The organism is Variovorax boronicumulans, assembly GCF_030812215.1.
GTDB lineage: Bacteria > Pseudomonadota > Gammaproteobacteria > Burkholderiales > Burkholderiaceae_C > Variovorax > Variovorax boronicumulans_C.
The window spans coordinates 1-23912 of the sequence record NZ_JAUSSG010000001.1 but is presented as its reverse complement, the minus strand read 5'-3'; the positions used below and the strand labels follow the sequence as shown (position 1 = coordinate 23912).

25 protein-coding genes and 1 pseudogene are annotated in these 23912 nt (G+C 65.4%); 8 read left to right on the top strand and 18 right to left on the bottom strand.

Going from position 1 to position 23912, the window contains the following annotated elements:
- The first annotated feature begins 12 nt into the window (after positions 1–12).
- From folP to J2W23_RS00120, 3 genes are read left to right on the top strand one after another with little or no spacing between them, the layout of a single operon-like run.
- A complete protein-coding gene (folP, locus tag J2W23_RS00130) occupies positions 13–810 on the top strand; it encodes a dihydropteroate synthase (protein ID WP_307648036.1) in 798 nt (265 codons plus the stop codon).
- Between the two features lie 29 nt (positions 811–839).
- On the top strand, positions 840–2180 hold the full coding sequence (gene glmM, locus J2W23_RS00125) for a phosphoglucosamine mutase (RefSeq protein WP_307647246.1): 1341 nt from the start codon (positions 840–842) through the stop codon (positions 2178–2180).
- Positions 2177–2659 (top strand): GNAT family N-acetyltransferase, encoded by a 483-nt coding sequence (locus J2W23_RS00120; RefSeq protein ID WP_176657727.1) that lies wholly within the window; start codon positions 2177–2179, stop codon positions 2657–2659. Before glmM ends, J2W23_RS00120 begins: the two co-directional genes overlap by 4 nt.
- 84 nt (positions 2660–2743) lie before the next feature.
- On the opposite strand, the gene J2W23_RS00115 is transcribed toward J2W23_RS00120, so the two are convergent.
- The 9 genes from J2W23_RS00115 to lexA all read right to left on the bottom strand — a co-directional run bounded on the left by J2W23_RS00115 (position 2744) and on the right by lexA (position 11919).
- Complete coding sequence (locus J2W23_RS00115) at positions 2744–4015, bottom strand: acyl-CoA dehydrogenase family protein (protein WP_176657726.1); 1272 nt, start codon at positions 4013–4015, stop codon at positions 2744–2746.
- 34 nt (positions 4016–4049) lie between these two features.
- Positions 4050–5156, bottom strand: coding sequence for a phosphotransferase (locus J2W23_RS00110; RefSeq protein ID WP_176657725.1), 1107 nt, complete (start codon positions 5154–5156; stop codon positions 4050–4052).
- A gap of 1 nt (position 5157) precedes the next feature.
- Positions 5158–5877, bottom strand: a complete 720-nt coding sequence (locus J2W23_RS00105) for a Crp/Fnr family transcriptional regulator (RefSeq protein ID WP_206179042.1) — start codon at positions 5875–5877, stop codon at positions 5158–5160.
- A gap of 60 nt (positions 5878–5937) precedes the next feature.
- Positions 5938–6717 carry an oxepin-CoA hydrolase, alternative type gene (locus J2W23_RS00100; protein ID WP_176657723.1) on the bottom strand — a complete coding sequence of 260 codons (780 nt, stop codon included), beginning with the start codon at positions 6715–6717 and terminating at the stop codon, positions 5938–5940.
- Between the two features lie 32 nt (positions 6718–6749).
- Positions 6750–8270 carry a 3-hydroxyacyl-CoA dehydrogenase gene (locus tag J2W23_RS00095; RefSeq protein ID WP_307647245.1) on the bottom strand — a complete coding sequence of 507 codons (1521 nt, stop codon included), beginning with the start codon at positions 8268–8270 and terminating at the stop codon, positions 6750–6752.
- A 144-nt stretch (positions 8271–8414) separates the two neighbouring features.
- Complete coding sequence (locus tag J2W23_RS00090) at positions 8415–9572, bottom strand: MFS transporter (RefSeq protein WP_307647244.1); 1158 nt, start codon at positions 9570–9572, stop codon at positions 8415–8417.
- A gap of 60 nt (positions 9573–9632) precedes the next feature.
- The gene (locus J2W23_RS00085; RefSeq protein WP_176657720.1) at positions 9633–10640 is read right to left on the bottom strand and encodes a D-2-hydroxyacid dehydrogenase family protein; all 1008 of its coding nucleotides are present in this window, start codon (positions 10638–10640) and stop codon (positions 9633–9635) included.
- A gap of 100 nt (positions 10641–10740) precedes the next feature.
- The gene (locus tag J2W23_RS00080; RefSeq protein WP_307647243.1) at positions 10741–11097 is read right to left on the bottom strand and encodes a hypothetical protein; all 357 of its coding nucleotides are present in this window, start codon (positions 11095–11097) and stop codon (positions 10741–10743) included.
- Between the two features lie 138 nt (positions 11098–11235).
- Positions 11236–11919: a transcriptional repressor LexA gene (gene lexA, locus J2W23_RS00075; protein WP_013541704.1), complete on the bottom strand. Its 684-nt coding sequence runs from the start codon at positions 11917–11919 to the stop codon at positions 11236–11238.
- Between the two features lie 73 nt (positions 11920–11992).
- Between lexA and J2W23_RS00070 the strand changes: the two genes are divergently transcribed.
- The gene (locus J2W23_RS00070; protein WP_307647242.1) at positions 11993–12955 is read left to right on the top strand and encodes an asparaginase; all 963 of its coding nucleotides are present in this window, start codon (positions 11993–11995) and stop codon (positions 12953–12955) included.
- Between the two features lie 29 nt (positions 12956–12984).
- Here J2W23_RS00070 and adk read toward each other — a convergent pair whose 3' ends face one another.
- The 6 genes from adk to J2W23_RS00040 all read right to left on the bottom strand — a co-directional run bounded on the left by adk (position 12985) and on the right by J2W23_RS00040 (position 16812).
- On the bottom strand, positions 12985–13641 hold the full coding sequence (gene adk, locus J2W23_RS00065) for an adenylate kinase (protein ID WP_176657717.1): 657 nt from the start codon (positions 13639–13641) through the stop codon (positions 12985–12987).
- Positions 13642–13765: 124 nt separating this feature from the next.
- Entirely contained in the window at positions 13766–14551 is a 786-nt protein-coding gene (kdsB, locus tag J2W23_RS00060) for a 3-deoxy-manno-octulosonate cytidylyltransferase (protein ID WP_307647241.1), read from the bottom strand.
- Complete coding sequence (locus tag J2W23_RS00055) at positions 14548–14730, bottom strand: Trm112 family protein (protein ID WP_007836935.1); 183 nt, start codon at positions 14728–14730, stop codon at positions 14548–14550. The genes kdsB and J2W23_RS00055 overlap by 4 nt, the downstream gene beginning before the upstream one ends.
- Positions 14711–15742 carry a tetraacyldisaccharide 4'-kinase gene (lpxK, locus tag J2W23_RS00050; RefSeq protein WP_307647240.1) on the bottom strand — a complete coding sequence of 344 codons (1032 nt, stop codon included), beginning with the start codon at positions 15740–15742 and terminating at the stop codon, positions 14711–14713. Before lpxK ends, J2W23_RS00055 begins: the two co-directional genes overlap by 20 nt.
- Complete coding sequence (locus J2W23_RS00045; protein WP_373423886.1) at positions 15743–16168, bottom strand: ExbD/TolR family protein; 426 nt, start codon at positions 16166–16168, stop codon at positions 15743–15745.
- Between the two features lie 11 nt (positions 16169–16179).
- A complete protein-coding gene (locus J2W23_RS00040; protein ID WP_307648035.1) occupies positions 16180–16812 on the bottom strand; it encodes a MotA/TolQ/ExbB proton channel family protein in 633 nt (210 codons plus the stop codon).
- A 313-nt stretch (positions 16813–17125) separates the two neighbouring features.
- Here J2W23_RS00040 and xseA point away from each other — a divergent pair, with 313 nt between their 5' ends.
- Both xseA and J2W23_RS00030 read left to right on the top strand, forming a co-directional pair.
- Positions 17126–18439, top strand: a complete 1314-nt coding sequence (gene xseA, locus J2W23_RS00035) for an exodeoxyribonuclease VII large subunit (RefSeq protein ID WP_307648034.1) — start codon at positions 17126–17128, stop codon at positions 18437–18439.
- Between the two features lie 50 nt (positions 18440–18489).
- Positions 18490–19071 (top strand): superoxide dismutase, encoded by a 582-nt coding sequence (locus J2W23_RS00030; RefSeq protein WP_013541695.1) that lies wholly within the window; start codon positions 18490–18492, stop codon positions 19069–19071.
- A 69-nt stretch (positions 19072–19140) separates the two neighbouring features.
- Here J2W23_RS00030 and J2W23_RS00025 read toward each other — a convergent pair whose 3' ends face one another.
- The 3 genes from J2W23_RS00025 to J2W23_RS00015 all read right to left on the bottom strand — a co-directional run bounded on the left by J2W23_RS00025 (position 19141) and on the right by J2W23_RS00015 (position 20381).
- The gene (locus J2W23_RS00025; RefSeq protein WP_176657710.1) at positions 19141–19608 is read right to left on the bottom strand and encodes a DUF192 domain-containing protein; all 468 of its coding nucleotides are present in this window, start codon (positions 19606–19608) and stop codon (positions 19141–19143) included.
- A 94-nt stretch (positions 19609–19702) separates the two neighbouring features.
- Complete coding sequence (locus J2W23_RS00020) at positions 19703–19891, bottom strand: hypothetical protein (protein WP_176657709.1); 189 nt, start codon at positions 19889–19891, stop codon at positions 19703–19705.
- A gap of 151 nt (positions 19892–20042) precedes the next feature.
- Positions 20043–20381, bottom strand: a complete 339-nt coding sequence (locus J2W23_RS00015; RefSeq protein ID WP_176657708.1) for a cell envelope biogenesis protein TolA — start codon at positions 20379–20381, stop codon at positions 20043–20045.
- Positions 20382–20600: 219 nt separating this feature from the next.
- Here J2W23_RS00015 and icd point away from each other — a divergent pair, with 219 nt between their 5' ends.
- Both icd and J2W23_RS00005 read left to right on the top strand, forming a co-directional pair.
- On the top strand, positions 20601–21860 hold the full coding sequence (gene icd / locus J2W23_RS00010; RefSeq protein ID WP_307647239.1) for an NADP-dependent isocitrate dehydrogenase: 1260 nt from the start codon (positions 20601–20603) through the stop codon (positions 21858–21860).
- A 364-nt stretch (positions 21861–22224) separates the two neighbouring features.
- Positions 22225–23757: pseudogene (locus J2W23_RS00005) on the top strand (AAA family ATPase); the annotation flags it as partial.
- Positions 23758–23912: the final 155 nt, after the last annotated feature.

The window sequence follows — 23912 nt, the reverse complement described above, 5'->3', positions numbered from 1 at the left end:
CAGCCGCGCGTGATGGGCATCGTCAACGTGACGCCCGATTCTTTCTCCGATGGCGGCGCACATGCCTCCACCGAAACCGCCCTGCGGCACTGCGAGCAGCTGCTGAAGGAGGGGGCCGACATCCTCGACATCGGTGGCGAATCCACTCGCCCGGGGAGCCCGGCCGTGCCGCTCGACGCCGAACTCGCGCGCGTGCTGCCGGTGGTGCGCGAGGCGGTGAAGCTGAACGTGCCGCTCTCCATCGACACCTACAAGCCCGAGGTCATGCGCGCGGTGCTCGATCTGGGGGCGGATATCGTCAACGACATCTGGGCGTTGCGCCAGCCGGGCGCGCGCGAAGCCGTGGCGGCGCATCCGTCGTGCGGCATCTGCCTCATGCACATGCACCGCGATCCGCAGACCATGCAGGCCGTGCCCATGCAGGGCGACGTGATTCCCGAAGTCCTGTCGTTCTGGGCCGTGCAGCTGGCGAAGCTTCACGCGCTGCAGATCAATCCATCGCGCATCACGCTGGACCCCGGCGTTGGTTTCGGGAAAACCGTGGCGCAGAATTTCGCCCTGCTGGGCCGGCAGCGCGAGCTGCTCGGTGCCGGCTATCCGCTGCTCCTGGGCTGGTCGCGCAAGTCCTCGATCGGTGCGGTCACTGGCATCGAGGCGGCGGGCGAGCGCATCGTGCCCAGTGTCGCGGCCGCTGTGCTGGCCGTGGACCGCGGCGCTGCCGTGGTGCGCGTGCACGACGTGCGCGATACGGTGGCCGCCATCGCGGTGTGGCGCGCAATGAACGCCACGGCACGGCAAGCACAGCCATAACCACAACAAACAAAAGAGGAACCTACAGCATGACTCGCAAATACTTTGGCACCGACGGCATCCGCGGCACCGTTGGCCAGGCGCCCATCACACCCGACTTCGTGCTGCGCCTCGCGCACGCCGTGGGCCGCGTGCTCAAGAAAACCGAGTCCCGCCCCCGCGTGCTGATCGGCAAGGACACCCGCATTTCGGGCTACATGCTCGAATCGGCGCTCGAATCGGGCTTCAATTCGGCCGGCGTCGACGTCGTGCTGCTGGGCCCGCTGCCCACGCCCGGGGTGGCGTATCTCACGCGTGCCCAGCGCGCGAGCCTCGGCGTGGTGATCAGCGCCAGCCACAACGCCTTTCCCGACAACGGCATCAAGTTCTTCAGCGCGCAGGGCACCAAGCTCGACGACGCATGGGAGCTGGCCGTCGAAGCCGCGCTGGAAGAAGCGCCCGTGTGGGTGGATTCCGCCAGCCTCGGCAAGGCCCGCCGTCTCGACGATGCGTCCGGCCGCTACATCGAGTTCTGCAAGAGCACCTTCGCCAACGACCTCACGCTGCGCGGCATGAAGCTGGTGGTCGATGCGGCGCACGGCGCGGCCTACCAGGTGGCGCCCAACGTGTTCCACGAACTGGGCGCGGAAGTGAGCAGCATTGGCTGCGCACCCGACGGGCTCAACATCAACAAGGGCTTCGGCGCCACCCATCCCGAGGCGTTGGTCGCCGCGGTGACGGCGCAGAAAGCCGACTACGGCATCGCACTCGACGGCGATGCCGACCGCCTGCAACTGGTCGATGCCAGCGGGCGCCTGTTCAACGGCGACGAACTGCTTTACCTGATGGTGGCCGAGCGTATCGCGCGCGGCGAGAAGCCGGTGGGCGTGGTCGGCACGCTCATGACCAACAAGGCGGTGGAAGTCGCGTTGCGCGGGCAGGGCATCGAGTTCGTGCGCGCCAAGGTGGGCGACCGTTACGTGCTCGAAGAGCTCGACAAGCGCGGCTGGCTTCTGGGTGGCGAGGGCTCGGGCCATCTGCTGGCGCTCGACCGCCACACCACCGGCGACGGCATCGTCAGCGCGCTGCAAGTGCTGCAGGCTTGCGTGCGCAGTGGCAAGACCGTGGCGCAGTTGCTCGAAGGCGTCACGCTGTTCCCGCAGACGCTGATCAACGTGCGCCTCGCGCCCGATCAGCAGAAGTGGCAGGACAACAAGGCGCTGGCCAGCGAAACGAAGCGCATCGAGGCCGAACTGGGCGACGGCGGACGCGTGCTGATCCGCGCGAGCGGCACCGAGCCGCTGGTGCGCGTGATGGTCGAGGCGCGTGATGCAACGCAGTCTCGCTCGTGTGCAGAACGCCTCGCAGCGACGCTGCAGCCGGCGCAATGAGCGTCCGGACCTTCGTCGCGGATTACGGCGACGCCGCGCAGGCGGCTGCGCTGGTCGGCCTGCTCGATGCGTACGCCCGCGATCCAGCCGGCGGCGGCACACCGCTCGACGCCTCCGTGCGCGAAGGCTTGCCTGCGGCGCTGGCGGCGCGCCCGCAGGCCTTCAGCGTGCTGGCCTTCGATGGCGAGGCGCCGGTGGGCCTGATCAATTGCATCGAGGGCTTTTCGACCTTCGCCTGCAAGCCGCTGGTCAACGTGCACGACGTGGTCGTGCTGCCCAGCCATCGCGGCCAGCGCGTCGCGCAGCAGATGTTTGCGCTGGTGGAAGAGGAAGCACGCAAGCGCGGCGCCTGCAAGCTCACGCTCGAAGTGCTGTCGGGCAATGCCCCGGCGCTGCGCTCGTATGAGCGTGAAGGCTTCGTCGGCTACCAGCTCGATCCGGCCTTCGGGCAGGCGATCTTCCTGCAGAAGAAGCTCTGAAAAGGAAAAGGGCCGAGGCGATTGGATCGCCGTCGGCCCTCAACCCGACCTTCTCCCCGAGGGGAGAGGCGCGAGACAACAGAATCAGAAGCGCGTGACGGGTGCGTCGGCGTCGGACTTGCTGGGCGCGTACTTGCCCAGCTCCCACTTCGCGATCGCATTGCGGTGCACTTCGTCCGGGCCGTCCGCAAAGCGCAGCGTGCGCGCGCCGGCGTAGGCGTAGGCGAGCGGGAAGTCGTCGCTCATGCCACCGCCGCCGTGGACCTGCATGGCCCAGTCGATCACCTGGCAGGCCATGCTCGGTGCCACCACCTTGATCATCGCGATCTCGTTCTTGGCGACCTTGTTACCGGCCACGTCCATCAGCCATGCGGCCTTGAGCGTGAGCAGGCGGGCCATGTCGATCTTGCAGCGCGCTTCGGCGATGCGTTCCTGCGTCACGGTCTGCGAGGCGACGGTCTTGCCGAAGGCGACGCGTGAAGAGGCGCGCTTGCACATCAGTTCGAGCGCGCGCTCGGCCAGGCCGATCAGGCGCATGCAGTGGTGGATGCGTCCGGGGCCAAGGCGGCCCTGGGCGATTTCGAAGCCGCGGCCTTCGCCGAGCAGGATGTTGTCGACAGGCACGCGCACGTTCTCGAAATACATCTCGACGTGGCCGTGCGGCGCGTCGTCGTAGCCCATCACGTTGAGTGGACGCACGATGCGAATGCCCTTGGCATCGGCCGGCACGATCACCATGCTCTGCTGCGAGTGGCGCGGTGCGTCCGGATCGCTCTTGCCCATGGTGATGAAGACGGCGCAGCGCGGATCGGCCGCGCCCGAAATCCACCATTTGTGGCCGTTGATGACGTACTCGTCACCCTGGCGTTCGATGCGGGTCGAGATGTTGGTGGCGTCGCTCGATGCCACGTCGGGTTCGGTCATCGCGAAGGCCGAGCGGATCTGGCCTTCGAGCAACGGCTTGAGCCAGCGTGCCTTGATTTCTTCGGAACCGTAGCGGGCGATGGTTTCCATGTTGCCGGTGTCGGGCGCGGAGCAGTTGAAGGCTTCGCTTGCCCACGGCACCGCACCCATGATCTCGGCCAGCGGCGCATATTCCTGGTTCGTCAGGCCGGCGCCGGCATAACCGGAGGCCGAGGCGCTGTCGACCGGCAGGAAGAGGTTCCACAGGCCTTGGGCCTTGGCCTTTTCCTTGACCTTCTCGACCGTCTTCAATGCAGTCCACCGCTTGCCGGCCGCCGTGTTCGCAGCCAACTCGGCGCTGTACTCGGCCTCTGCCGGGTAGATGTTTTCATCCATGAACGCCTTGACGCGTTTCTGCAGTTCCTTGGTCTTGGCCGAATATTCGAAATCCATGCTGTCTCCTGGTGGGTTTATGGGGGAGGGCTGGCTACGCCTTTTGGGCGAACTGCCAGGCCATCTCGGCCATCGGTCTCGCGCCGCGGGCGGATGCCACGGCTTGCTCGCTCGATGCAGTACCGGCTTCCACTCGCTTCGCAATGCCCTGAAGAATCGCGGCCATGCGGAACAGGTTGTAGGCCTGATAAAAGTTCCAGTCGGGCGCCAGCGCCTCGGGCGTGCTGATGCGCGTGCGCTCGCAATAACGGCGGATGTATTCGCTCTCGGTGGGAATGCCCAGCGCCGCGACGTCCACGCCGCCGATGCCACGCCCGGTCGTGGGCGGCATGTGCCACGACATGCAGTGGTAGCTGAAGTCCGCCAGCGGGTGGCCCAGCGTGGACAGTTCCCAATCGAGCACCGCGATGATCCGCGGCTCGGTGGCGTGAAACATCACGTTGTCCAGGCGGTAGTCGCCATGCACGATCGAGACCTTGCTCTCGTCGCGCGCGCTCGCCGGCATGTGGGCGGGGAACCAGTCGATCAGGCGCTCCATCGCCTCGATGGGCTGCGACAGTTCGCCCGCGCCATCGGCCGAAGCCTTGTACTGCTTGCTCCATCGACCGATCTGGCGCTCGAAGTAGTTGCCGGGCTTGCCGTAGTCGGCCAGGCCCCGGGCGGCGAAGTCGACTGTGTGCAGCGCCGCGATGACGCGGTTCATCTCGTCGTAGTAGGCCGCGCGCTCGGCGTTGCTGAAGCCGGGCAGCGACTGGTCCCAGAGCACGCGGCCCTGCATGAACTCCATCACGTAGAAGGCGCGGCCGATGACGGACTCGTCCTCGCAAAGGCAATGCATGCGCGGCACGGGCACGTCGGTACCCTGAAGGCCGCTCATGACCTTGAACTCGCGCTCCACCGCATGCGCCGAGGGCAGCAGCTTGGCGACCGGGCCCGGCTTGGCGCGCATCACATAGCTTTGCGAGGGCGTGATGAGCTTGTAGGTCGGGTTGGACTGCCCGCCCTTGAACATCTCCACCGTCAACGGGCCCTTGAAACCCTCGAGGTTCTTCTCGAGCCAGGCGGCGAGCACCTCGACGTCGAAGGCGTGCTGCTGCGACACCGCACGGGTGCCGACGAAGTTGGAGAAGTCCTGGCTCATGTCAGATATCCGCTTCGGAGATGCGCCTCAATGCCGCGCGGTCGAGAACCACCAGGCCGCCCGGCTCGATCCGGATGCTGCCCTCGCGTTCCATGGTCTTGAGCTCCTGGTTGACGCGCTGGCGCGATGCGCCCAGCAACTGCGCCAGCTCTTCCTGCGCCAGTTGCAGGCCGATGCGCATCTGGCTGCCGTCGTCCAGGTTGGGCACGCCGTAGCTGCGCACCAGGTGAATCAGCTGCTTGGCTAGACGTGCGCGCAAGGGCAGGGTGTTGAGGTCTTCCACCAGACCGAACAGCGTGCGGATGCGCCGCGCCTGCAGGCGCATCAGCGCTTCGTACAGCTCCACGTGCGCGGCCAGGATCTTCTGGAAGTCGGCGCGCGCCACGCAAAGGATGGTGCTGTCCCCATGCGCATAGGCGTCGTGCGTGCGCCGGTCCCCGTCGAACATCGCCACGTCGCCGAACCAGATGCCCGGCTCCACGTAGGTCAGCGTCACCTGCTTGCCCGAGACGGCCGTCGAGCTGACCCGCACCGCGCCCTTGGCGCAGGCAATCCAGTGTTCGGGAGGGTCGCCGCGTGCGGCGATCAGGTCGCCGTCTTTGTAGCGTTTGACGAAAGCGCATCGGAGGATGTCGTGCCGTAGCGATGGAGATAGGGAAGAAAACCAGCGACCACTGTTGATCGCTTCACGTTCTTCGATGGTAAGAATGGGGTCGTCCATTGGTTGTCCTCTCGGCGACTGAAAAGCTGGGGGGTGTCACGGGAGCGACGCCACAAGGCGCTACTCGTACTGCGGCGGTTTCTTCTCCAGGAATGCGGCGATGCCGATGCCCGCGTTCGCATGGTGCAGGTTTCGCACGAAATGGTCGCGCTCCTGCGAGAGCTGCGAGGCCAGCGTGGCGCCGCGTGCTTCGCTCAGCAGCTCCTTGATGCTGGCGAGCGAATTGGGCGCGCGGGCGTTGAGTTTCTTCGCCAGCGCGAGGGCGCCGGCAAGAGCCTGTCCGTTCTCGGTGAGTTCGTTCACGAGGCCGGCCGCATGCAGGCGCGGCGCGGCGATGCGCTCGCCGTTCATGAGCCATTCGCTGGCCAGCTGGCGCGGCAGCTGCTGCCCCAGGTGCCAGCTCAGGCCCCCGTCGGGCGACAGTGCCACGTTGCTGTACGAGGCCGCGAATACGGCGTCGCGCGCGGCCACCACGAAATCGCAGGCGAGGGCCAGCGAAAAGCCTGCGCCCGCCGCGGCACCTTCGACCGCCGCGATGATCGGCTTGGGAAAGGTGCGGATCGAATCGATCCAGTTGTGCAGCCCTTCGATGCTCTCGGCCTGCACCGAGCGGTCGAGATCCCGATTGGCCAGGAGGCGCTGCAGCGAGCCGCCGGCGCAGAACCACGCGCCTTCGCCCACGATGACGACGCTGCGGATCTCGCTGCTGCTTTCGGCGCCATTGAGCGCCTCGATGCCCGCGGCGTAGATCTCGGGGCCCAGCGCGTTGCGCTGGGTGGGGTTGGCGATCGTCAGCACCATGGTGCTGCCTTCGCTCGTGCTCTTGAGTTCGGCGGTCATCGCTGTCGCGTTTCCAGTCGGTTGGTGGTTGTTTATTCTTCTTCGTGCAGGAGGCTCAGGCCCAGCGCGCCGCGGCGGCGCAGCCACGGGCTCGGACGATAGCGCGGGTCGCCGTAGACGGTCTGCAGGTTGAACAGCACCTCGAGCATGTTGGTCGGGCCGTAGAGGTTGCCCATCGCGAGCGGACCGCGCGGATAGCCAAGACCCAACTGCACCGCGGTCTCGAGATCAGCCGGCGAGCACACGCGCTGCTGGCACATGTCCGTGGCGATGTTGACGATGGTGCCGATCACGCGCTGCGTGACGAAGCCGCCGCTGTCGCGGATCACGCTCACCGCCTTGCCGTCGCGCGCGAAGAGGGCGTGCGCGGCATCGCGGACGTCGCGGCGCGTGGCCGGGTTGGTGGCGAGCACGCGGCGCTTGGTGGCGGCATCGTCGATCAGCATGTCGATGCCGACGGTGCGCGTGGCGTCCAGGCGTTCGACGGCTGCGACGGTGGTCACGTCGAAGCCCAGCGGGGCCACGAGGATCAGCGAATGCGGCGCGGCCGTGGCGCCGCTGTCGATCTGGGCGCCCAGCGTGTTGATCAGGCGCAGCAGTTCGGCACGGCGCGCGGCGCGGGGCGAGACCCAGACCGAGGGCGTGCCGTCGACCACGGGCGCAGGCGCCTCGGGCGTCTGCTGCATCACGCCCTCGGTGTAGCGGTAGAAGCCTTCGTTGGTCTTGCGGCCGAGGGCGCCGGCGGCCAGGCGCTGCGCGGTGATCACGCTCGGGCGGAAGCGCGGCTCCTCGAAGTACTGGTGGTAGATCGACTCCATCACCGGATGCGACACGTCGAGCGCCGTCAGGTCCAGCAGTTCGAACGGGCCGAGGCGGAAACCGGCCTGGTCCTTCAGGATGCGGTCGACGGTCGCGAAGTCGGTCACGCCCTCGCCGACGATGCGCAGCGCCTCGGTGCCGTAGCCGCGGCCCGCGTGGTTGACGATGAAGCCGGGCGTGTCCTGCGCCTGCACCGCGCTGTGGCCCATCTGCACCGCGTAGCCGGCGAGCTGCTTGCAGATCTCGGGCGCGGTCTTGAATCCCGCGACCACCTCGACCACCTTCATCAGCGGCACGGGGTTGAAGAAGTGAAAGCCCGCAAAGCGCTCCGGATGCGCGAGCCCGGCGGCAATGGCCGTCACAGAAAGCGACGAGGTGTTGGTGACCAGCGTGGCCGTCGGCGCCACCACGGTCTCGATCTCACGGAAGAGCTTGCGCTTGACCTCGAGGTCTTCGATCACGGCCTCGATCACGAGGTCGCAGCCGGCGAGGGCCTGGATCGAATCGACGGCTTTTACGCGTGCGATCTGCGCATCGCGGGCTGCGGCGTCGAGCTTGCCCTTTTCATGCAGCTTGTTCCATTGGGCGATGAGGGCTTCGCGCCCGCGCTCGGCGGCACCTGCAAAGCTGTCCAGAAGCAGCACCTCGCTGCCGGCCTGTGCGGCGATCTGTGCGATCCCGCGACCCATGGCGCCCGCGCCAATGAGCCCGATCCGTTGGTAGTTCACTGTCATTTGATGGAGATTTTCGCTGGTTGAGTGGTATGAGGGCCTGACGCGCAGGTGCTGGCCGGGCGTGGCAGAAGGGCGTCGGCAGCCTGCGATTTTGCAATCCCGCGCGGTCGATGCGTCCCGGGTCTTACGCGGGCCTCGTGTTTTTCAGGCCGGACGGCGGCTGCGGTCGATGGCGACGCTCAGGCCAATGGCGACCAGCAACAGCGCCAAGCCGACCCGGCTCATCCAGGGCGCCGCATCGTTCGCGAGCAGCCAGCCGCCGAGCGCCGCGCCAACGGCCTGGCCGATGTAGATGCCCGAACTGTTGAGTGCGACGGAGCCCGGCGCGAGCGCGGGCGCCAGGCCCACCAGCCGCGCCTGCTGGGCCGAGTTGGTGGCGAAGCAGCCGATGCCCCAGGGCACGATCACCACCGCGAGCCAGGCGAGCGTGCTCGCGAGCGGCCAGAGCAGCAGGCTCAGCGCGATCAGCGAGGACGTCAGCAGCACCATGCGGCCGGCACCCGCGCGGTCGATGTAGCGGCTGACCACCATGTTGCCGATCAGCCCGAAGGCGCCGAACAGGGCCCACATCAGGCTCAGCGTGTTGGCATCCGCACCGAAGCTCTGCTTGAGGACTGGCCCGAAATAGCTGAACAGCACGAACTGCCCCGCGCCCTGCAGCGCCGTGACCGAGACGATGCCCATCAGCACCGGGCTGCGCAGCACGCGCGACCACGCGGCGGCCGTGAGCGCGGCGGGCCGGATGCCGGTGGGCAGCGTGAGCCAGATCGAGGCGGCGCTCACGATGCTGAGCATCGCGATGGCCATGAAGGCCATGCGCCAGCCGAGATGGCCGCCGATCAGCGCGCCGATCGGCAGGCCCAGCACCGAGGCCATCGACCAGCCGAGAAAGACGAAGGTCACGGCGCGCCCGCGGTGTTCCGGCGGCACGAGCATGCCGGCGCAGGCCGCGGCCTGGGGCGTGAAGATCGCCGGCGCTATCACCGTGAGCATGCGGACCGGCAGCAGCGCGGCGAAGCTCGGCATGAGCGTGCAGAGGGCGTGTCCAGCGGCGTACCAGAGAAGCGTGAGGGCCAGGAGCTGGCGGCGGTCCCAGCCTGCGACCAGGGCCGCCAGGAGCGGCGCGCCGAGGCACATCACGATCGCGGCGGCGGTGATCAGCTGGCCCGCTGTCGCAGCGGTGACAGCAAGCGACGTGCTGATCTCGTTGAGCGTGCCGGGCACCACCATCACGCCGGTGCCGATCACGAAATTGCCGGCCAGCAGCGCCCAGAGCGCGCCCCGGGGCGCAGGCCGGCTCATCGAATGACCTGCGCCTTCGGCGGCGGCATTCGCCGTGAGGCGGCCCGGCAGCTCATGCGCTCACCGGCGAACCTGCAGCGCGCCGGGATTCACGATGTTGGTGGGGTTGCCCTTGATGAAGCTCACGACGTTGTCGAAAGCCTGGCCGAAGTAGCTCTCGTAGCTGTCCTGCTCCACGTAGCCGATGTGCGGCGTGCAGATGCAGTTCTCGAGGCGCAGCAGTGCGTGGCCCTGCAGCGGCGGTTCGCTCTCGAACACGTCGATGGCTGCGAGGCCTGGACGCCCACGGTTGAGCGCGGCCAGCAGGGCATCGGCCTCGACCAGTTCGGCGCGAGAGGTGTTCACGAAGAGCGCCGTCGGCTTCATGCGCGACAGGTCTTCGAGCGTGACAAGGCCGTTGGTCTCCTCGTTGAGCCGCAGGTGCACCGAGAGCACATCGGCCGCGGCGAAGAACTCGTGGCGGTTTTGTGCGACCTGGAAGCCGTCGGACCGCGCCTTGGCGCAGCTCGCCTCGCGCCCCCAGATCACCACCTGCATGCCGAAGGCCTGCCCGTAGCGCGCGACCAGCTGGCCGATGCGGCCATAGCCCCAGATGCAGAGCGTCTTGCCCTTGAGCACCGAGCCGAGTCCGAAATTGGGTGGCATCGAAGCCGACTTGAGCCCTGATTGCTGCCACGCCCCGTGCTTGAGGTTGCTGATGTACTGCGGCAACCGGCGCATGGCGGCCATGATCAGCGCCCAGGTGAGTTCGGCCGGTGCTTGCGGGGAGCCCGTGCCCTCGGCCACTGCCACGCCGCGCTCGGTGCAGGCATTGACGTCGATGTGGCCGCCGACGCGTCCAGTCTGCGAAATGAGCTTGAGTTTGGGCAGCTTTTCGATCAGCTGGCGCGAGATCTGGGTGCGCTCGCGAATCAGCACGATCACGTCGGCGTCCTTGAGGCGAACCGACAGTTGGCCGATGCCCTTGACCGTGTTGGTGTAGACCTTGGCCGCGTACGCGTCCAGCTTGGCGGCACAGCGCAGCTTGCGCACGGCGTCCTGGTAATCGTCGAGGATCACAATGTTCATGGCGTGCCATTGTGCCTCGCAGCATTGGGATGTCGCGCCAGTGAACGTTTGGATACCCACCCCCGGGGCCCTTCTGGAGCGGCTCGCCGGGGGAAATGCCTCAGTGCAGGCGCGTGGAACTGGGCGCGGTTTCCGCCGCCTCGAGTGCGGCCAGTCGGTCGAGCTCCGCACAGACGTCGGCCATGCGGCCCGAGATCACCATGCGGCTGCGGTCTCGGCTTTTTCCGTCGATCACGCGAACCACGCGCAGCGGGCGTGCCGGCGCGGTGGCGGTTGCCGTCGGTGCAGGCGTGCCCGCTGTGCGCGTGGCGCAGGCCGGGCGCACGGCCACGTAGCGCAGTCCGGCAGCGGTGTCGGCGCTGTCCCGGTGACGGGCGCGGCGGGCGGGGATGAGACGGCTGGCAAGCGATTGCAGCGGCATCCAGAAATCAGCGATGGCGAGGAGGGCGATTCCCATGTGAACTCCAAAAAAGTCTGAGGTTGAACACAGGCAGGATTTCTTGAATCGGCCGCGACAGGGTGATGGCGACTTCGCGCCATACGCCCGCCACCTGTTGCGGCCGGATGGGGTGCTGCTGCAAGCAGGCCGCGGCGCCTACATCAGCATGGTGTTGCGGATAAGGCCGACCGCGAGGCCTTCGATTTCGAATGGCTCGCCGGGCTGGACGATGATGGTTGGATAGTCGGGGTTCTCAGCGTGCAGTTCGATGACCTGCTTGTTGCGCTTCAGCCGCTTGACGGTGACTTCGTCGCCCAGGCGTGCCACCACGATCTGGCCGTTGCGCGCTTCCTTGGTGGCCTGCACCGCGAGGAGGTCGCCGTCCATGATGCCGGCGTCGCGCATCGACATGCCGCGCACCTTGAGCAGGTAGTCGGGCTGGCGCTGGAACAGCGTGTTCTCGACGTAGTAGGTCTGGTCGACATGCTCTTGCGCCAGGATGGGCGAGCCCGCAGCGACGCGACCGATGAGCGGCAGCGCCAACTGCGCCATGCCGGGCAGCGAGAGCGAGAACTGCCCGCCTTCGCGATGGCGCGTTTCATTGAGCGAGCGCAGCGCATCACCCTTGAGCCGAATGCCGCGCGAGGTGCCGCTGACAAGTTCGATCACACCTTTGCGGGCCAGCGCCTGCAGGTGCTCTTCGGCGGCGTTGGCCGACTTGAACCCCAGCTCATTGGCGATTTCGGCGCGCGTGGGCGGGGCGCCAGTGCGCGCGATGGCGCTCTGGATCAAGTCGAGGATCTGCTGCTGGCGGGCGGTAAGCTTCACGGCGAACTGCATATGTGGTTCCTTGCGGCACTGGCTAGATATCCAGTACCTGTATTTTTAACCAGTTTTTGGAAGTTGACAAGTCATGGCCAATTCCCCGTTGCCTGAAGTGCGTCGCGTGGTGGTTCTGGGCACAGGCGGCACCATCGCCGGAAAGGCGTCCAGCAGCGGCGACAACATTGGCTACACCGCTGGGCAGGTCGACGTGGCGGACCTGCTGGGCGGCATCGAGGCGCCAAAGGGCATCGCGCTGCTGGCCGAGCAGGTGGCGCAGGTCGACAGCAAGGACATGGCTTTCGACATCTGGCAGAAGCTCGCGCAACGGTGCGTGCACTGGCTGGCGCAACCTGACGTGGCCGGCGTGGTGATCACCCACGGCACCGACACGCTCGAGGAGACGGCTTTCTTTCTTCACTCGGTGCTGGCGCCGGCAAAGCCCGTGGTACTGACCTGCGCGATGCGCCCGGCCACGGCGCTCTCGCCAGATGGTCCACAGAACGTGCGAGATGCTATTGCGGTCGCGGCGACGGCGGGCGCGCAGGGCGTGACGGCGGTGTGTGCCGGCACGGTCCATAGCGGGGTGGATGTGCAGAAGGTGCACACGTACCGGCTCGATGCCTTCGCATCCGGCGATGCAGGACCGATCGGCTACGTGGAAGAGGGCGCGGTGCGGCGCGTGAGGGAGTGGCCGGCTGCGCCGTCTGCCCGGGCGTCGAAGGCGTTGAGTGCATCAGGCCCTTGGCCCCGCGTCGAGATCGTCATTAGCCACGCTGGTGCGAGCGGCGCGATCATCGATGCGCTCCTTCGGGAGGGCGCGCAGGAGCCTGTCCGAGGGCTGGTCCTCGCCACCACGGGCAATGGCACCGTGCACCACGCGCTGGAAGCCGCAGCGCTCAAGGCACAGGACGCCGGCATTGCGGTGCTGCGCGCAACACGTTGCAGCAGCGGGCGCATCCTGCCGAAGCCCGACGATCAACTGCGGGACGCAGGCGCTCTCACGCCCGTGAAGGCGCGCATCGCGCTGATGCTGGAACTGCTGGGAGATTGAATAGCCGCCCTGTCGAAGGGCGGCGGGGATCAACTGCTCAGTGCCGCCAAGGCACGTTGCGTGATTTCGTCGACAGTGCCGACGCCCTTGATCGCGCGGTACTTCGGCGCGGCCGCCGGATCGGCCTTGGCCCAGGCCGAGTAGTAGTCGACCAGCGGACGCGTCTGTTGGCTGTACACCTCGAGCCGCTTGCCCACGGTTTCTTCCTTGTCGTCTTCGCGCTGGATCAGGTCTTCACCGGTCACGTCGTCCTTGCCTTCGATTTTGGGCGGGTTGAACTTGACGTGGTAAGTGCGGCCCGATGCAGGGTGCGAGCGGCGGCCGCTCATGCGTTCGATGATGTCGCCGAAGGGCACGTCGATCTCGAGCACGTAGTCGAGCTTGACGCCCGCGGCCTTCATGGCATCTGCTTGCGGAATGGTGCGCGGGAAGCCATCGAACAGAAATCCCCCGGCGCAATCGGGCTGGGCGATCCGCTCTTTGACGAGGTTGATGATCAGGTCGTCGCTCACCAGTGCGCCTGCATCCATGACGGCCTTTGCCTGCAGTCCGAGCGGCGTGCCGGCCTTGACGGCAGCGCGCAGCATGTCGCCGGTCGAGATTTGGGGGATGCCGTATTTCTGGCAGATGAAGGCCGCTTGCGTGCCTTTGCCCGCCCCGGGCGCGCCCAGCAAAATTAGTCTCATGGTGTCCTCGGACGGTTCTTAGATTTTGTGTCACGCCAAGTGTCGGCCCGAGGGCAGGACAAGGCGGAATTCACGTCGAGGATAGCATGCGTCCCCGTAGGGAATTCCCTCCGTGGCGCACGTCTTAGGAGGCGGACCCGGCAGCAAAGACGGCGCGCACGCGCGCCAGATCCTCGGGAGTGTCGATGCCTGGCCCGGGCGCGACATGGCTCACATGCACCGCGATGCGATGTCCATGCCACAACGCACGCAATTGCTCGAGTGCTTCAGTGGCTTCGACGGGTGCCGGCGGCAGCGACGGAAATCTGCGCACGAAGCCGGCGCGGTAGCCATAGATGCCGATGTGGCGCAGCGGCGCAGGCGAGGGCAGCACGGTCGGTGCCGCGCCGCCGGCGGAACCGTCGCGCCACCAGGGAATCGGCGCACGGCTGAAGTAGAGCGCAGTGCCCTGAGCGTCGAGCACCGCCTTCACCACGTTCGGGTTCATGAAATCGCTCACCGAGTCGATCTCGTGGGCCGCGGTGCTCATCGCCGCCTCGGGATGCAGGGCCAGCGCAGCCGCCACGGCATCGATCAACCTGGGATCGATGAGAGGCTCGTCGCCCTGTACATTGACGACGATCTCGTCGCCATCGAGGCCCAGTTGCTCGCAGGCTTCCGCCAGCCGGTCGGTGCCGCTCGGGTGGTCCTGGCGAGTGAGGATGGCTTCGACGCCGTGCGCCTTGCACGCAGAAACGATGGAGGCATCGTCTCCGGCCACGACAACGCGCGATGCGCCGGACTGGCTCGCGCGCTGCGCCACGCGCACCACCATCGGCAGGCCCGCGATATCTGCCAGCGGTTTGTTGGGCAGCCGCGTGGAAGCGAGGCGTGCCGGCACCAGAACGGTGAAGCTCGCGGGGCCGGTCACAGACCCAGCTCTTCGTCGGACAGCGTGCGCGCCTCGTTCTCGAGCAGCACCGGGATGCCGTCGCGCACCGGGTACGCGAGGCGGGCGCTGCGGGAGCACAACTCCTGCTTCTCGGGGTTCCAGGTCAGGGGGCCCTTGGTCACGGGGCAGACGAGCAGTTCAAGCAGCTTGGTATCCATCGGGCGATGATAGCTTTGCGTCCAGCGCGGCGAAGAATTCCGGCGCAGGTTCGAAGCACAGTGGCACGGCCAGCGCATCGGGCGCCTTGCGCCACAGCTTGACCGCGTCCTTCTCGGTGCAGAGCAAGGTGTATTCGCTGCCGGAAGGGCGCTGCCAAGCGTCGAAATCATGATGATCGGGCAGTGCGATGGTCTCGGCGAGCGTAAGACCGCGCGCGCGCAGCATCTCGAAGAATCCCTCGGGTCGCGCGATCGCAGCCAGCGCGATCAGCGGTTTGCCAGCGAGGGTCTCCAGGGGAAAGCGCTTGCCGTCGCTCCCCACCGCATCCTGCGCAAGGCTGCGTGTGGCGGTGTACCCGCCTGAAAAGGCCGGCTTCTGGCCACTATGAAGCACCAGGTCGCAACGACGTGGCCAGGGTTCGCGCAACAGGCCTGCAGGCAGCAGCCAGCCGTTGCCGATGCCGCGATCGTCGAATACGCAGATCTCGATATCGCGTGCGAGCGCGAGATGTTGCAGCCCGTCGTCGCTCACGATCACTTGTGTGGCCGGATGCTGGTCCAGCAGAGCACGCGCGGCTTCGATGCGTCGTCGCGCGACGAAAACCGGGGCACCTGTGGCGTGGCGAATCAGCGCCGGTTCGTCGCCGACATCGCGGGGATCGCTCTCGGCGAGCACTTCGCGGCAATCGTCGGTGCTGCGGCCGTAGCCGCGCGATACCACGCCGACCTGCAGGCCACGGGCCTGCAGATGCCGGACGACAGCCATCACGACTGGCGTCTTGCCCGCACCGCCCGCAATCACGTTGCCGACGACGATCACGGGAACGGGCACGCGTTCGGCCCGCAGCCATCCGAGGCGATAGAGCCAGCCGCGCAGCGCAAAGATCGCGCCGTAGAGCCGCGACAGCGGCCACAGCAGGCAGGCCAGCAGGCCGCGGTGTAGCCAGGCGTCCTGCAGCCGCGAGGCCGATGCGCTGGATGCGCCCGTGCTGCTGCGGCCTTGCGATGGCACTCAGTGTCCGGCTTGCGCCGTCGACTGGGCGGCGAAGGTGATCTGCATCAGGCCAGCGCGGCGCGCGGCTTCCATCACCGTGACGACGGCCTGGTGCGGGCTGCTCGCGTCGGCGCTGATGATCACCACGCTTTCCTTGCCGCCGGTGGCCGCGGCGCCGAGTGCGGCGGCCACGGTGTTCACGTTGCGGTCCGCCACCGCGGCCTTGTTGACCGTGTAGCGGCCGTCGGCGGAGACCGTCACGATCACTTCCTTCGGATAGTCGCGCTGCGCGTCGACGTCGGCCGTCGGCAGCCGCAACTGCATCTCGGTGAACTTGCTGTAGGTGGTCGACAGCATCAGGAAGATCAGGATGACCAGCAGCACGTCGATGAACGGGATCAGGTTGATCTCCGGCTCGTCGCGCGCGCCGTGGCGAAACTGCATGCGGGCTCTGCTCATTTGCGCAGCGCGTTCAGGTGACGGGCAAAGCGCTCACCCGAGAGTTCGAGGTTCAACAGGTATTCGTCGACGCGGCTGCGAAAGTAGCGCCAGAAGATCAGCGTGGGAATCGCCACGATCAGCCCGAACGCCGTGTTGTAGAGCGCGATCGAGATGCCGTGCGCCAGTTGCGCCGGATTGCCCGAGCCGACAGCGCCGCTTCCGGGCGACTGCGAGCCAAAGATTTCGATCATGCCGATCACCGTGCCCAAAAGGCCGAGCAAGGGAGCTGCCGATGCGATGGTGGCCAGCGCCGGCAGATAGCGCTCCAGCTTGTGCGCGATGGTGCGGCCCGAGGCTTCCATGGCGGCGCGAAGGTCGTCTTCGGTACAGCGTGGGTTGGCGTTGAGCGCCCGCAGGCCTGCGGCCAGCACCTGGCCGAGCATCGAGTTGCGTTCGAGTTTGGTCACGATGTCCGGTCCGGGGATGGACCCGCGCGAGACGGTGATGGTTTCGTCAAGCAATTTCGGCGGCAATACTTTCACGGTCTTGAGACTCGTGAAACGTTCTATAACCAGCGCGAGCGCAATAACCGAACAAGCGAGCAGCGGCCAGATAGGCCAACCCGCGGCAACAATGATGGAAAACAAGAAAATCCTCCGGCCCGTAGACTGCAAATGCGCGGCGATTATCCACCGAGCCCACCATCGGCATGCGGCTTGTTTGCGTGTCGGCAAGGACGCACAGATTCTGTGGATAACTTTGTGATTAACCTGCTTCGCAACTTGCCCGAACCCGCATGGATGGGCCTTTCCGCTAGATCGATTGAATTTTGAGCAGTACTTTTTTTAATGAAATCAACCACTTGCACGAGAAACCGTGCGCCTGCCTCGCATGGGCGGCTTTGGGCAAGGAGAGTCGGGCCTGTTGTGGAAGAGTGGCCTTCGGCCATTCGTGCGCTTTGTGAACTTGCGTGAAACGAATTCCGCGCCCGGGCCGCGCATCTGGGCTGTCGGCGCGCTGTGCCGGGCGGTGGCCGACACGTTGGACGCGCGCTTCAACCCGGTGGCCGTGCGCGGCGAGATCTCGGGTTTTTCGCGCGCCTCAAGTGGACATTGTTACTTTTCGCTCAAGGACGAGTCCGGCCAACTGCGCTGCGCGATGTTCCGCCGCGCGGCCGGCTTGCTCGACTTTTCGCCTCGCGACGGTGACCAGGTGGAGGTGCGCGGACGTCTTGCCGTGTACGAGCCGCGCGGTGACCTCCAACTGGTCGTCGAAAGCCTGAGGCGTGCCGGGCAGGGCGCGCTGTTCGAACAATTCCTGCAGCGCAAGGCGCGTCTCGAAGCCGAAGGGCTGTTCGATCCGGCGCGCAAGCGTGCCCTGCCCACCATGCCGCGTGCGGTGGGCGTCGTCACTTCGCTCGGGGCGGCTGCGCTGCACGACGTTGTCACTGCGCTGCGACGGCGCGTGCCGCACATCCCCGTGGTGCTGGCTCCGGCGGCGGTGCAGGGCGCGAATGCGCCTGCCGAGCTGGTGCGCGCGCTGCAATCGCTCTACACGCTGAAGCCAGCCGTCGACGTGATCCTGTTGGTGCGAGGCGGTGGCTCGATCGAAGACCTGTGGGCCTTCAACGACGAGGCACTGGCGCGGACCATCGTGCAGAGCCCTGTGCCGGTGGTGAGCGGTGTCGGACACGAAACCGACTTCACCATCGCCGATTTCTGCGCCGACCTGCGTGCGCCCACGCCCACCGCCGCGGCCGAACTCGTCAGCGCGCCGCGCGACCTGTGGCTTGGGGCGCTCGACCTGCTCGATGAACGGCTCGGCGATGCGTTGGGCGCGCGCCTCGATGTGCTGGGACAGCGGCTCGATCAAGCGGCTGGACGTCTCGGTCGTCCGTCGAACTTGGTAGCCCGCCAGCAGCTTCGGCTGGCGCACCATGCGCAGCGCCTGCACTTTGCAGTGCTGTCGAGACGCGAGCGCTTGGCGCAGGTGCCGCGATCGATCGCGGCCGACCTTCCTGCGAAATTCGACCGTGCACTCGTGCAGCGGCGCGAACGCCTGGAGCGTGTGGCCCTGCGGTTGAGGCTGCTCGATCCGGCACTCGTGCTGCAACGCGGCTACGCATGGCTCACCGATGTGGATGGCCGCGCCGTCGTCAGCGCGAAGAACCTCAAGGCGGGCGATGCGGTGGTCGCGCGGCTCGCTGATGGCGAGGTCGACATGACCGTGACGCCCGGCGGCGCAACGGGAAGACGTCCGACGCCGCCTCAATAATTACTTTCTAGAATCCTCAATTCCCCGCAACCAACCCACGAGAAAAAACCATGGAACATGTGCTCCCACCCCTGCCGTACGCCCTCGACGCGCTGGCACCCGAGTATTCGAAGGAAACCCTCGAGTACCACTACGGCAAGCATCACAACGCCTACGTGGTGAACCTCAACAACCTGCAGAAGGGCACCGAGTTCGAAGCCCTCACGCTGGAAGAAATCATCAAGAAGGCCAGCGGCGGCATCTACAACAACGCTGCCCAGATCTGGAACCACACCTTCTTCTGGAACTGCATGAAGCCCCAGGGCGGCGGCGCTCCCACCGGCGCGCTGGCCAAGGCCATCGATGCCAAGTGGGGCAGCTACGACGCCTTCAAGGAAGCCTTCGTGAAGTCGGCGGTCGGCAACTTCGGTTCGGGCTGGACCTGGCTCGTGAAGAAGGCCGACGGTTCGGTGGACATCGTGAACACCGGCGCAGCCGGCACGCCGCTGACGACCGCGGACACGGCGCTCTTGACCGTCGACGTCTGGGAACACGCCTACTACATCGACTACCGCAACCTGCGCCCGAAGTTCGTCGAGACCTTCCTGGCCAAGCTGGTGAACTGGGACTTCGCGGCCAAGAACTTCGGCTGAGCCACGTTCGCGCATGAAAAAAAGCCGACCCTCGGGTCGGCTTTTTTGTGGGCGGACGGCAGCGAAAACTCAGCGTTTGGTGGCTGAGAACAGTTCGCCGCTGAGCTTGGCACCCTTCTTGATGTTCTTCTTGGCGAACCAGCCCTGGTTCATCTCGAGCACGTAGCGCACGGGTTCTTCGGAGCAATGCGAGTTCTCGGTCAGGGGCTGCATGTCGACCAGGTTGACGATGCGGCCGTCGTCGGCCACGAAGGCGGCGGTCAGCGGCAGCAGCGTGTTGCGCATCCAGAAGCACTGCGTGGCGGGCTGCTCGAAGACGAAGATCATGCCCTCGGCCTGCGGCATGGTCTTGCGGAACATCAGGCCAATTTCACGCTGCTGCGGCGTCTGGGCAATTTGGGTATCGATCTTGTACAGACCGACCGACAACTGCGTACGCGCAAGATCGGTCTGGGGTTGTTGCTGCTGTTGTTGGGCATGCGTCGGCATCACGAACGAGGCGGACAGCAGGAGCAGGGCGGCTAGACGCTGAAACATCGGACAACTCTTTCAGGGCGGGGGCGTGGAAGGCCCGGCCCGTAACCAATAAAAATGCCCGCTGATGCGGGCATTGCCGGGTGGGCTTGAAAGCTTACACCTTCTTGGCGGCAGCCGTGTGGGCCTTGGCCACGTGGCGAACCTTGTGCTTCTTGACTGCGTGCTTGGCCTTGGCCTTGTGAGCAGCAGGTGCGGCCGGAGCAGCGGCCGCGGGTTCAGGGGTTTGAGCAAAGGCACCGGCAGCGAAGAGACCGGCGACCAGGGCTGCGAGCAGCTTGTTCATGAGAAATCCTTTGAGATTGTTGATTTGGACCACCTCCTGAGGAGGCTCACATTCAACGAACCCCGGTGTGCGCGGTTGACATCAATTCGGCGACCGCAGACGAAAAAAAAGCGCTCCGGAGAGCGCTCTTTTTCCTGGGGGGCAGACCGCCTTACTTGGCGCCCGGCATGTCGGGCGTGCCGCCTTGGGTCGACTTGCGCTTCACGCTGCCGTCCTTGTTGCGACGACGCTGGTCGCGCGTGCTGGCGCGCTTTTCGCCAGAGGCTGCAGCCTTGTCGGCACCGATGGCACCGCCTTCGGGCGTCTTGGCGATGTCGCCGGCGGGAGCTGCCACTTGACCGGCGGGCTTGGCTTCCTTCTTGGCTTCAGCACGTGCTTGCGACTTGCTGTTGGTTGCGTTCCCTTGTTCGGGCGTGGTGCCGGCCGGGTTTTGGGCGTAGGCGCCAGCTGCGAACAGACCAGCGATCATGACTGCGAGAATTTTGCTCATTGAAGATTCCTCTATCGAGAATTGGTTGGAAACGCCTCCCGGCGAGCAGAAGGTCAGCCAGTAACGAGCCCATTGGCCCCATGGTTGACAAACGCCAGCTGATGGGCTGCGTCTAAAATGTACAGCGATTTGTTAGCCGGTTGTACAGCGGAACCCCCTCGCTGTCTGTATTCGCTGACACTCGTCAAAATTACATCACCCCCGGAGCGCATCCCCCTCATGTCCAGCTACCAGCACATCCAAGTCCCGACCGAAGGCCAGAAGATCACGGTCAATGCAGACAACTCGCTGAATGTGCCCGACCAACCGATCATCCCTTTCATCGAAGGCGACGGTACGGGGTTGGACATCACTCCGGTGATGCTCAAGGTGGTGGACGCTGCAGTGGCCAAGGCCTATGGCGGCAAGAAGAAGATCCATTGGATGGAGGTTTATGCCGGCGAAAAATCGACCAAGGTGTATGGCCCCGACGTCTGGCTCCCCGAAGAAACCCTGCATGCCGTTCGCGACTACGTCGTGTCCATCAAGGGTCCGCTCACCACGCCCGTCGGCGGCGGCATCCGCTCGCTGAACGTTGCGCTGCGCCAGGAGCTCGATCTCTACGTCTGCCTGCGCCCCATCCAGTATTTCGAAGGCGTGCCCAGCCCGGTGCGCGAGCCGCACAAGACCAACATGGTCATCTTCCGCGAGAACTCGGAAGACATCTATGCCGGTATCGAGTTCGAAGCCGAAAGCGACAAGGCCAAGAAGCTCATCAAGTTCCTGCAGGACGAGCTCGGCGTGAAGAAGATTCGCTTCCCCAACACCTCCGGCATCGGCGTGAAGCCCGTGTCGATCGAGGGCACCGAACGCCTGGTGCGCAAGGCGCTGCAATACGCCATCGACAACGACAAGCCCAGCGTGACCATCGTGCACAAGGGCAACATCATGAAGTTCACCGAAGGTGGCTTCCGCGATTGGGCCTATGCGCTGGCTGCCAAGGAGTTCGGCGCCGAGCTGATCGACGGCGGTCCGTGGATGAAGTTCAAGAGCCCGAAGACGGGCAAGGAAATCACCGTCAAGGACAGCATTGCCGATGCGTTCCTGCAGCAGATTTTGCTGCGCCCCGCCGAGTACAGCGTGATCGCCACGCTGAACCTCAACGGCGACTACGTGTCCGACGCGCTGGCTGCGCAGGTCGGTGGCATTGGCATCGCCCCGGGCGCGAACCTGAGCGACACCGTCGCGATGTTCGAAGCCACGCATGGCACCGCGCCCAAGTACGCCGGCAAGGACTACGTGAACCCCGGCTCCGAAATCCTCTCGGCCGAAATGATGCTGCGCCACATGGGCTGGACCGAAGCGGCCGACCTCATCATCAGCTCAATGAAGAAGTCGATTGCCAGCAAGCGGGTGACCTATGACTTCGCGCGCCTCATGGAAGGTGCGACGCAGGTGAGTTGCTCGGGCTTCGGGCAGGTCATGATCGAGCACATGTAATCGACTGCGCGCGCTTCGACGTCGTGGGACGTCGCCGCAATGAGCCCTTGACTTCCGGAAGGAATTCAAGGGCTTTTTTGTTGGCCAAGCATTCAACTCATTCAATAGAAATTACTACTTACGAATTTTGAGATCGTCTGCTCCCGGAGAAATTTCACGGATCAATTGCCTGCTTTTTGGGGTTAACCATTGGTAGAAACTGTGCTCCGCACAGGCCTGCGCAAGCACGCAGAATCGCGCCTATTCGAGAAAGCATAGGGAGCGCGAAGTGGGCAGAAAAACGGCAGGCATCGGGGCTTTTCCAAGTGAAGAGTCGCGTGATTTCATTGCGCAATTGACCTCGCCTACGGGCCGATAGGTTGCAATGACGATCTCCCGACGGGCGCTGTTCGGCAAGCTCAATCTCACCTTGTTTCGCGGTATTGAGGCCGCAACAGCATTTGCCAAGCTGAGAGGAAATCCATATGTCGAATTGACGCACTGGATTCATCAAATATGGCAACTCAATGACTGCGATTTGCATCGCATCTGCCGCCATTACCAAATCGATTTTCAAGCCGTCGAAAAAGATCTGATTTCCAGATTGTCGGAATTGCCCTCGGGTGCGACATCGCTGAGCGATTTTTCCCATCACGTCGAGGCGGCTATCGAGCGTGCCTGGATTCTCTCCAGCCTCGAATTCGGCGATCGCAGGGTGCGCAGTGCGTGGCTGCTCGCGGCGCTGGTGCAAACGCCGGATTTGCGGCGCCTGCTGCTTGGCATATCGCCCGCGTTTCGGAAGCTTCCGGCCGAGCAGTTGACGGATGACATCACTTCCCTGATCGCGGGTTCTCCCGAAGACAACGAAGGGTCGCACGACGGCTTGGGTCTTCCAGCTGCAACGCCAGGAGAAGCGAGCGGTGCAATCGCAGATCTGCCGGATGGCAAATCTGCCCTGGCCCGATATTGCAGAGACTTGACCGACTGCGCGCGGGACGGGCAAATCGATCCCGTGATCGGCCGCGAACACGAGATCCGCACGATGGTCGACATCCTGCTGCGTCGGCGGCAGAACAATCCTCTGCTCACAGGAGAGGCTGGTGTCGGCAAGACGGCGGTAGTCGAAGGGCTTGCACTGGCAATCGCCAACGGCGAGGTTCCGCCATCGCTGCGCGATGCCCGCCTGCTCAGTCTCGACGTCGGGGCGCTGCTCGCCGGCGCCAGCATGCGGGGGGAGTTCGAGTCCCGTTTGAAGTTGCTGCTCGAAGAGGCAAGCAGGTCGAGTCAACCGGTCATTCTTTTCATCGACGAGGTGCACACCCTGATCGGTGCTGGCGGACAGGCTGGTACCGGAGATGCGGCCAATCTGCTCAAGCCTGCTCTCGCACGCGGCACATTGCGCACCGTTGGCGCGACCACGTGGAGCGAATACAAGCGCCATATCGAGAAAGACCCAGCGCTGACCCGTCGTTTTCAGACGCTGCAGGTTGCCGAGCCCGAAGAGGCCTCGGCCACCGAAATGGTGCGCGGGCTGGTCGCCGTCTTTGCTGAACATCACGGTGTCACGGTACTGGACGAGGCGGTGCGGGCGGCGGTGTCCCTGTCCCATCGCTACATTCCATCGCGCCAGTTGCCGGACAAGGCCATCAGCCTGCTCGACACGGCATGCGCACGTGTCGCCATGTCGCTGCACACGCCACCTGCCGTGGTAGATCAACTGCGCCAGCGGATTGCCGCCCTGGACGTGGAGATCGCCTTGCTGGCCCAGGAAAGCGCGATCTCACGAGGCGGTGATGTCCGATCGAAGCGCCTCGAAGCAGCAAACGCCCGACTCGATGCCACCGAACATGAACTGTCGACCTACGAGGCCCGGTGGCAAGAAGAACTCGCGATGGTTCAGCAGATTCAATCGCTGAGAACAAAGAAGAGGGAGGAGGAGGAGGGGGAGAGTGGCGGGGGGGGGGGGGGGGGGGGGGGGGGGGCGGGCGGCCGGCGGATAGAAATGCCGGGCCGGGGGCCAGGCACACCCCAGGGTGGTTGAACGGGGGGAGGGGCGGGGTTGTGGGGCCACGC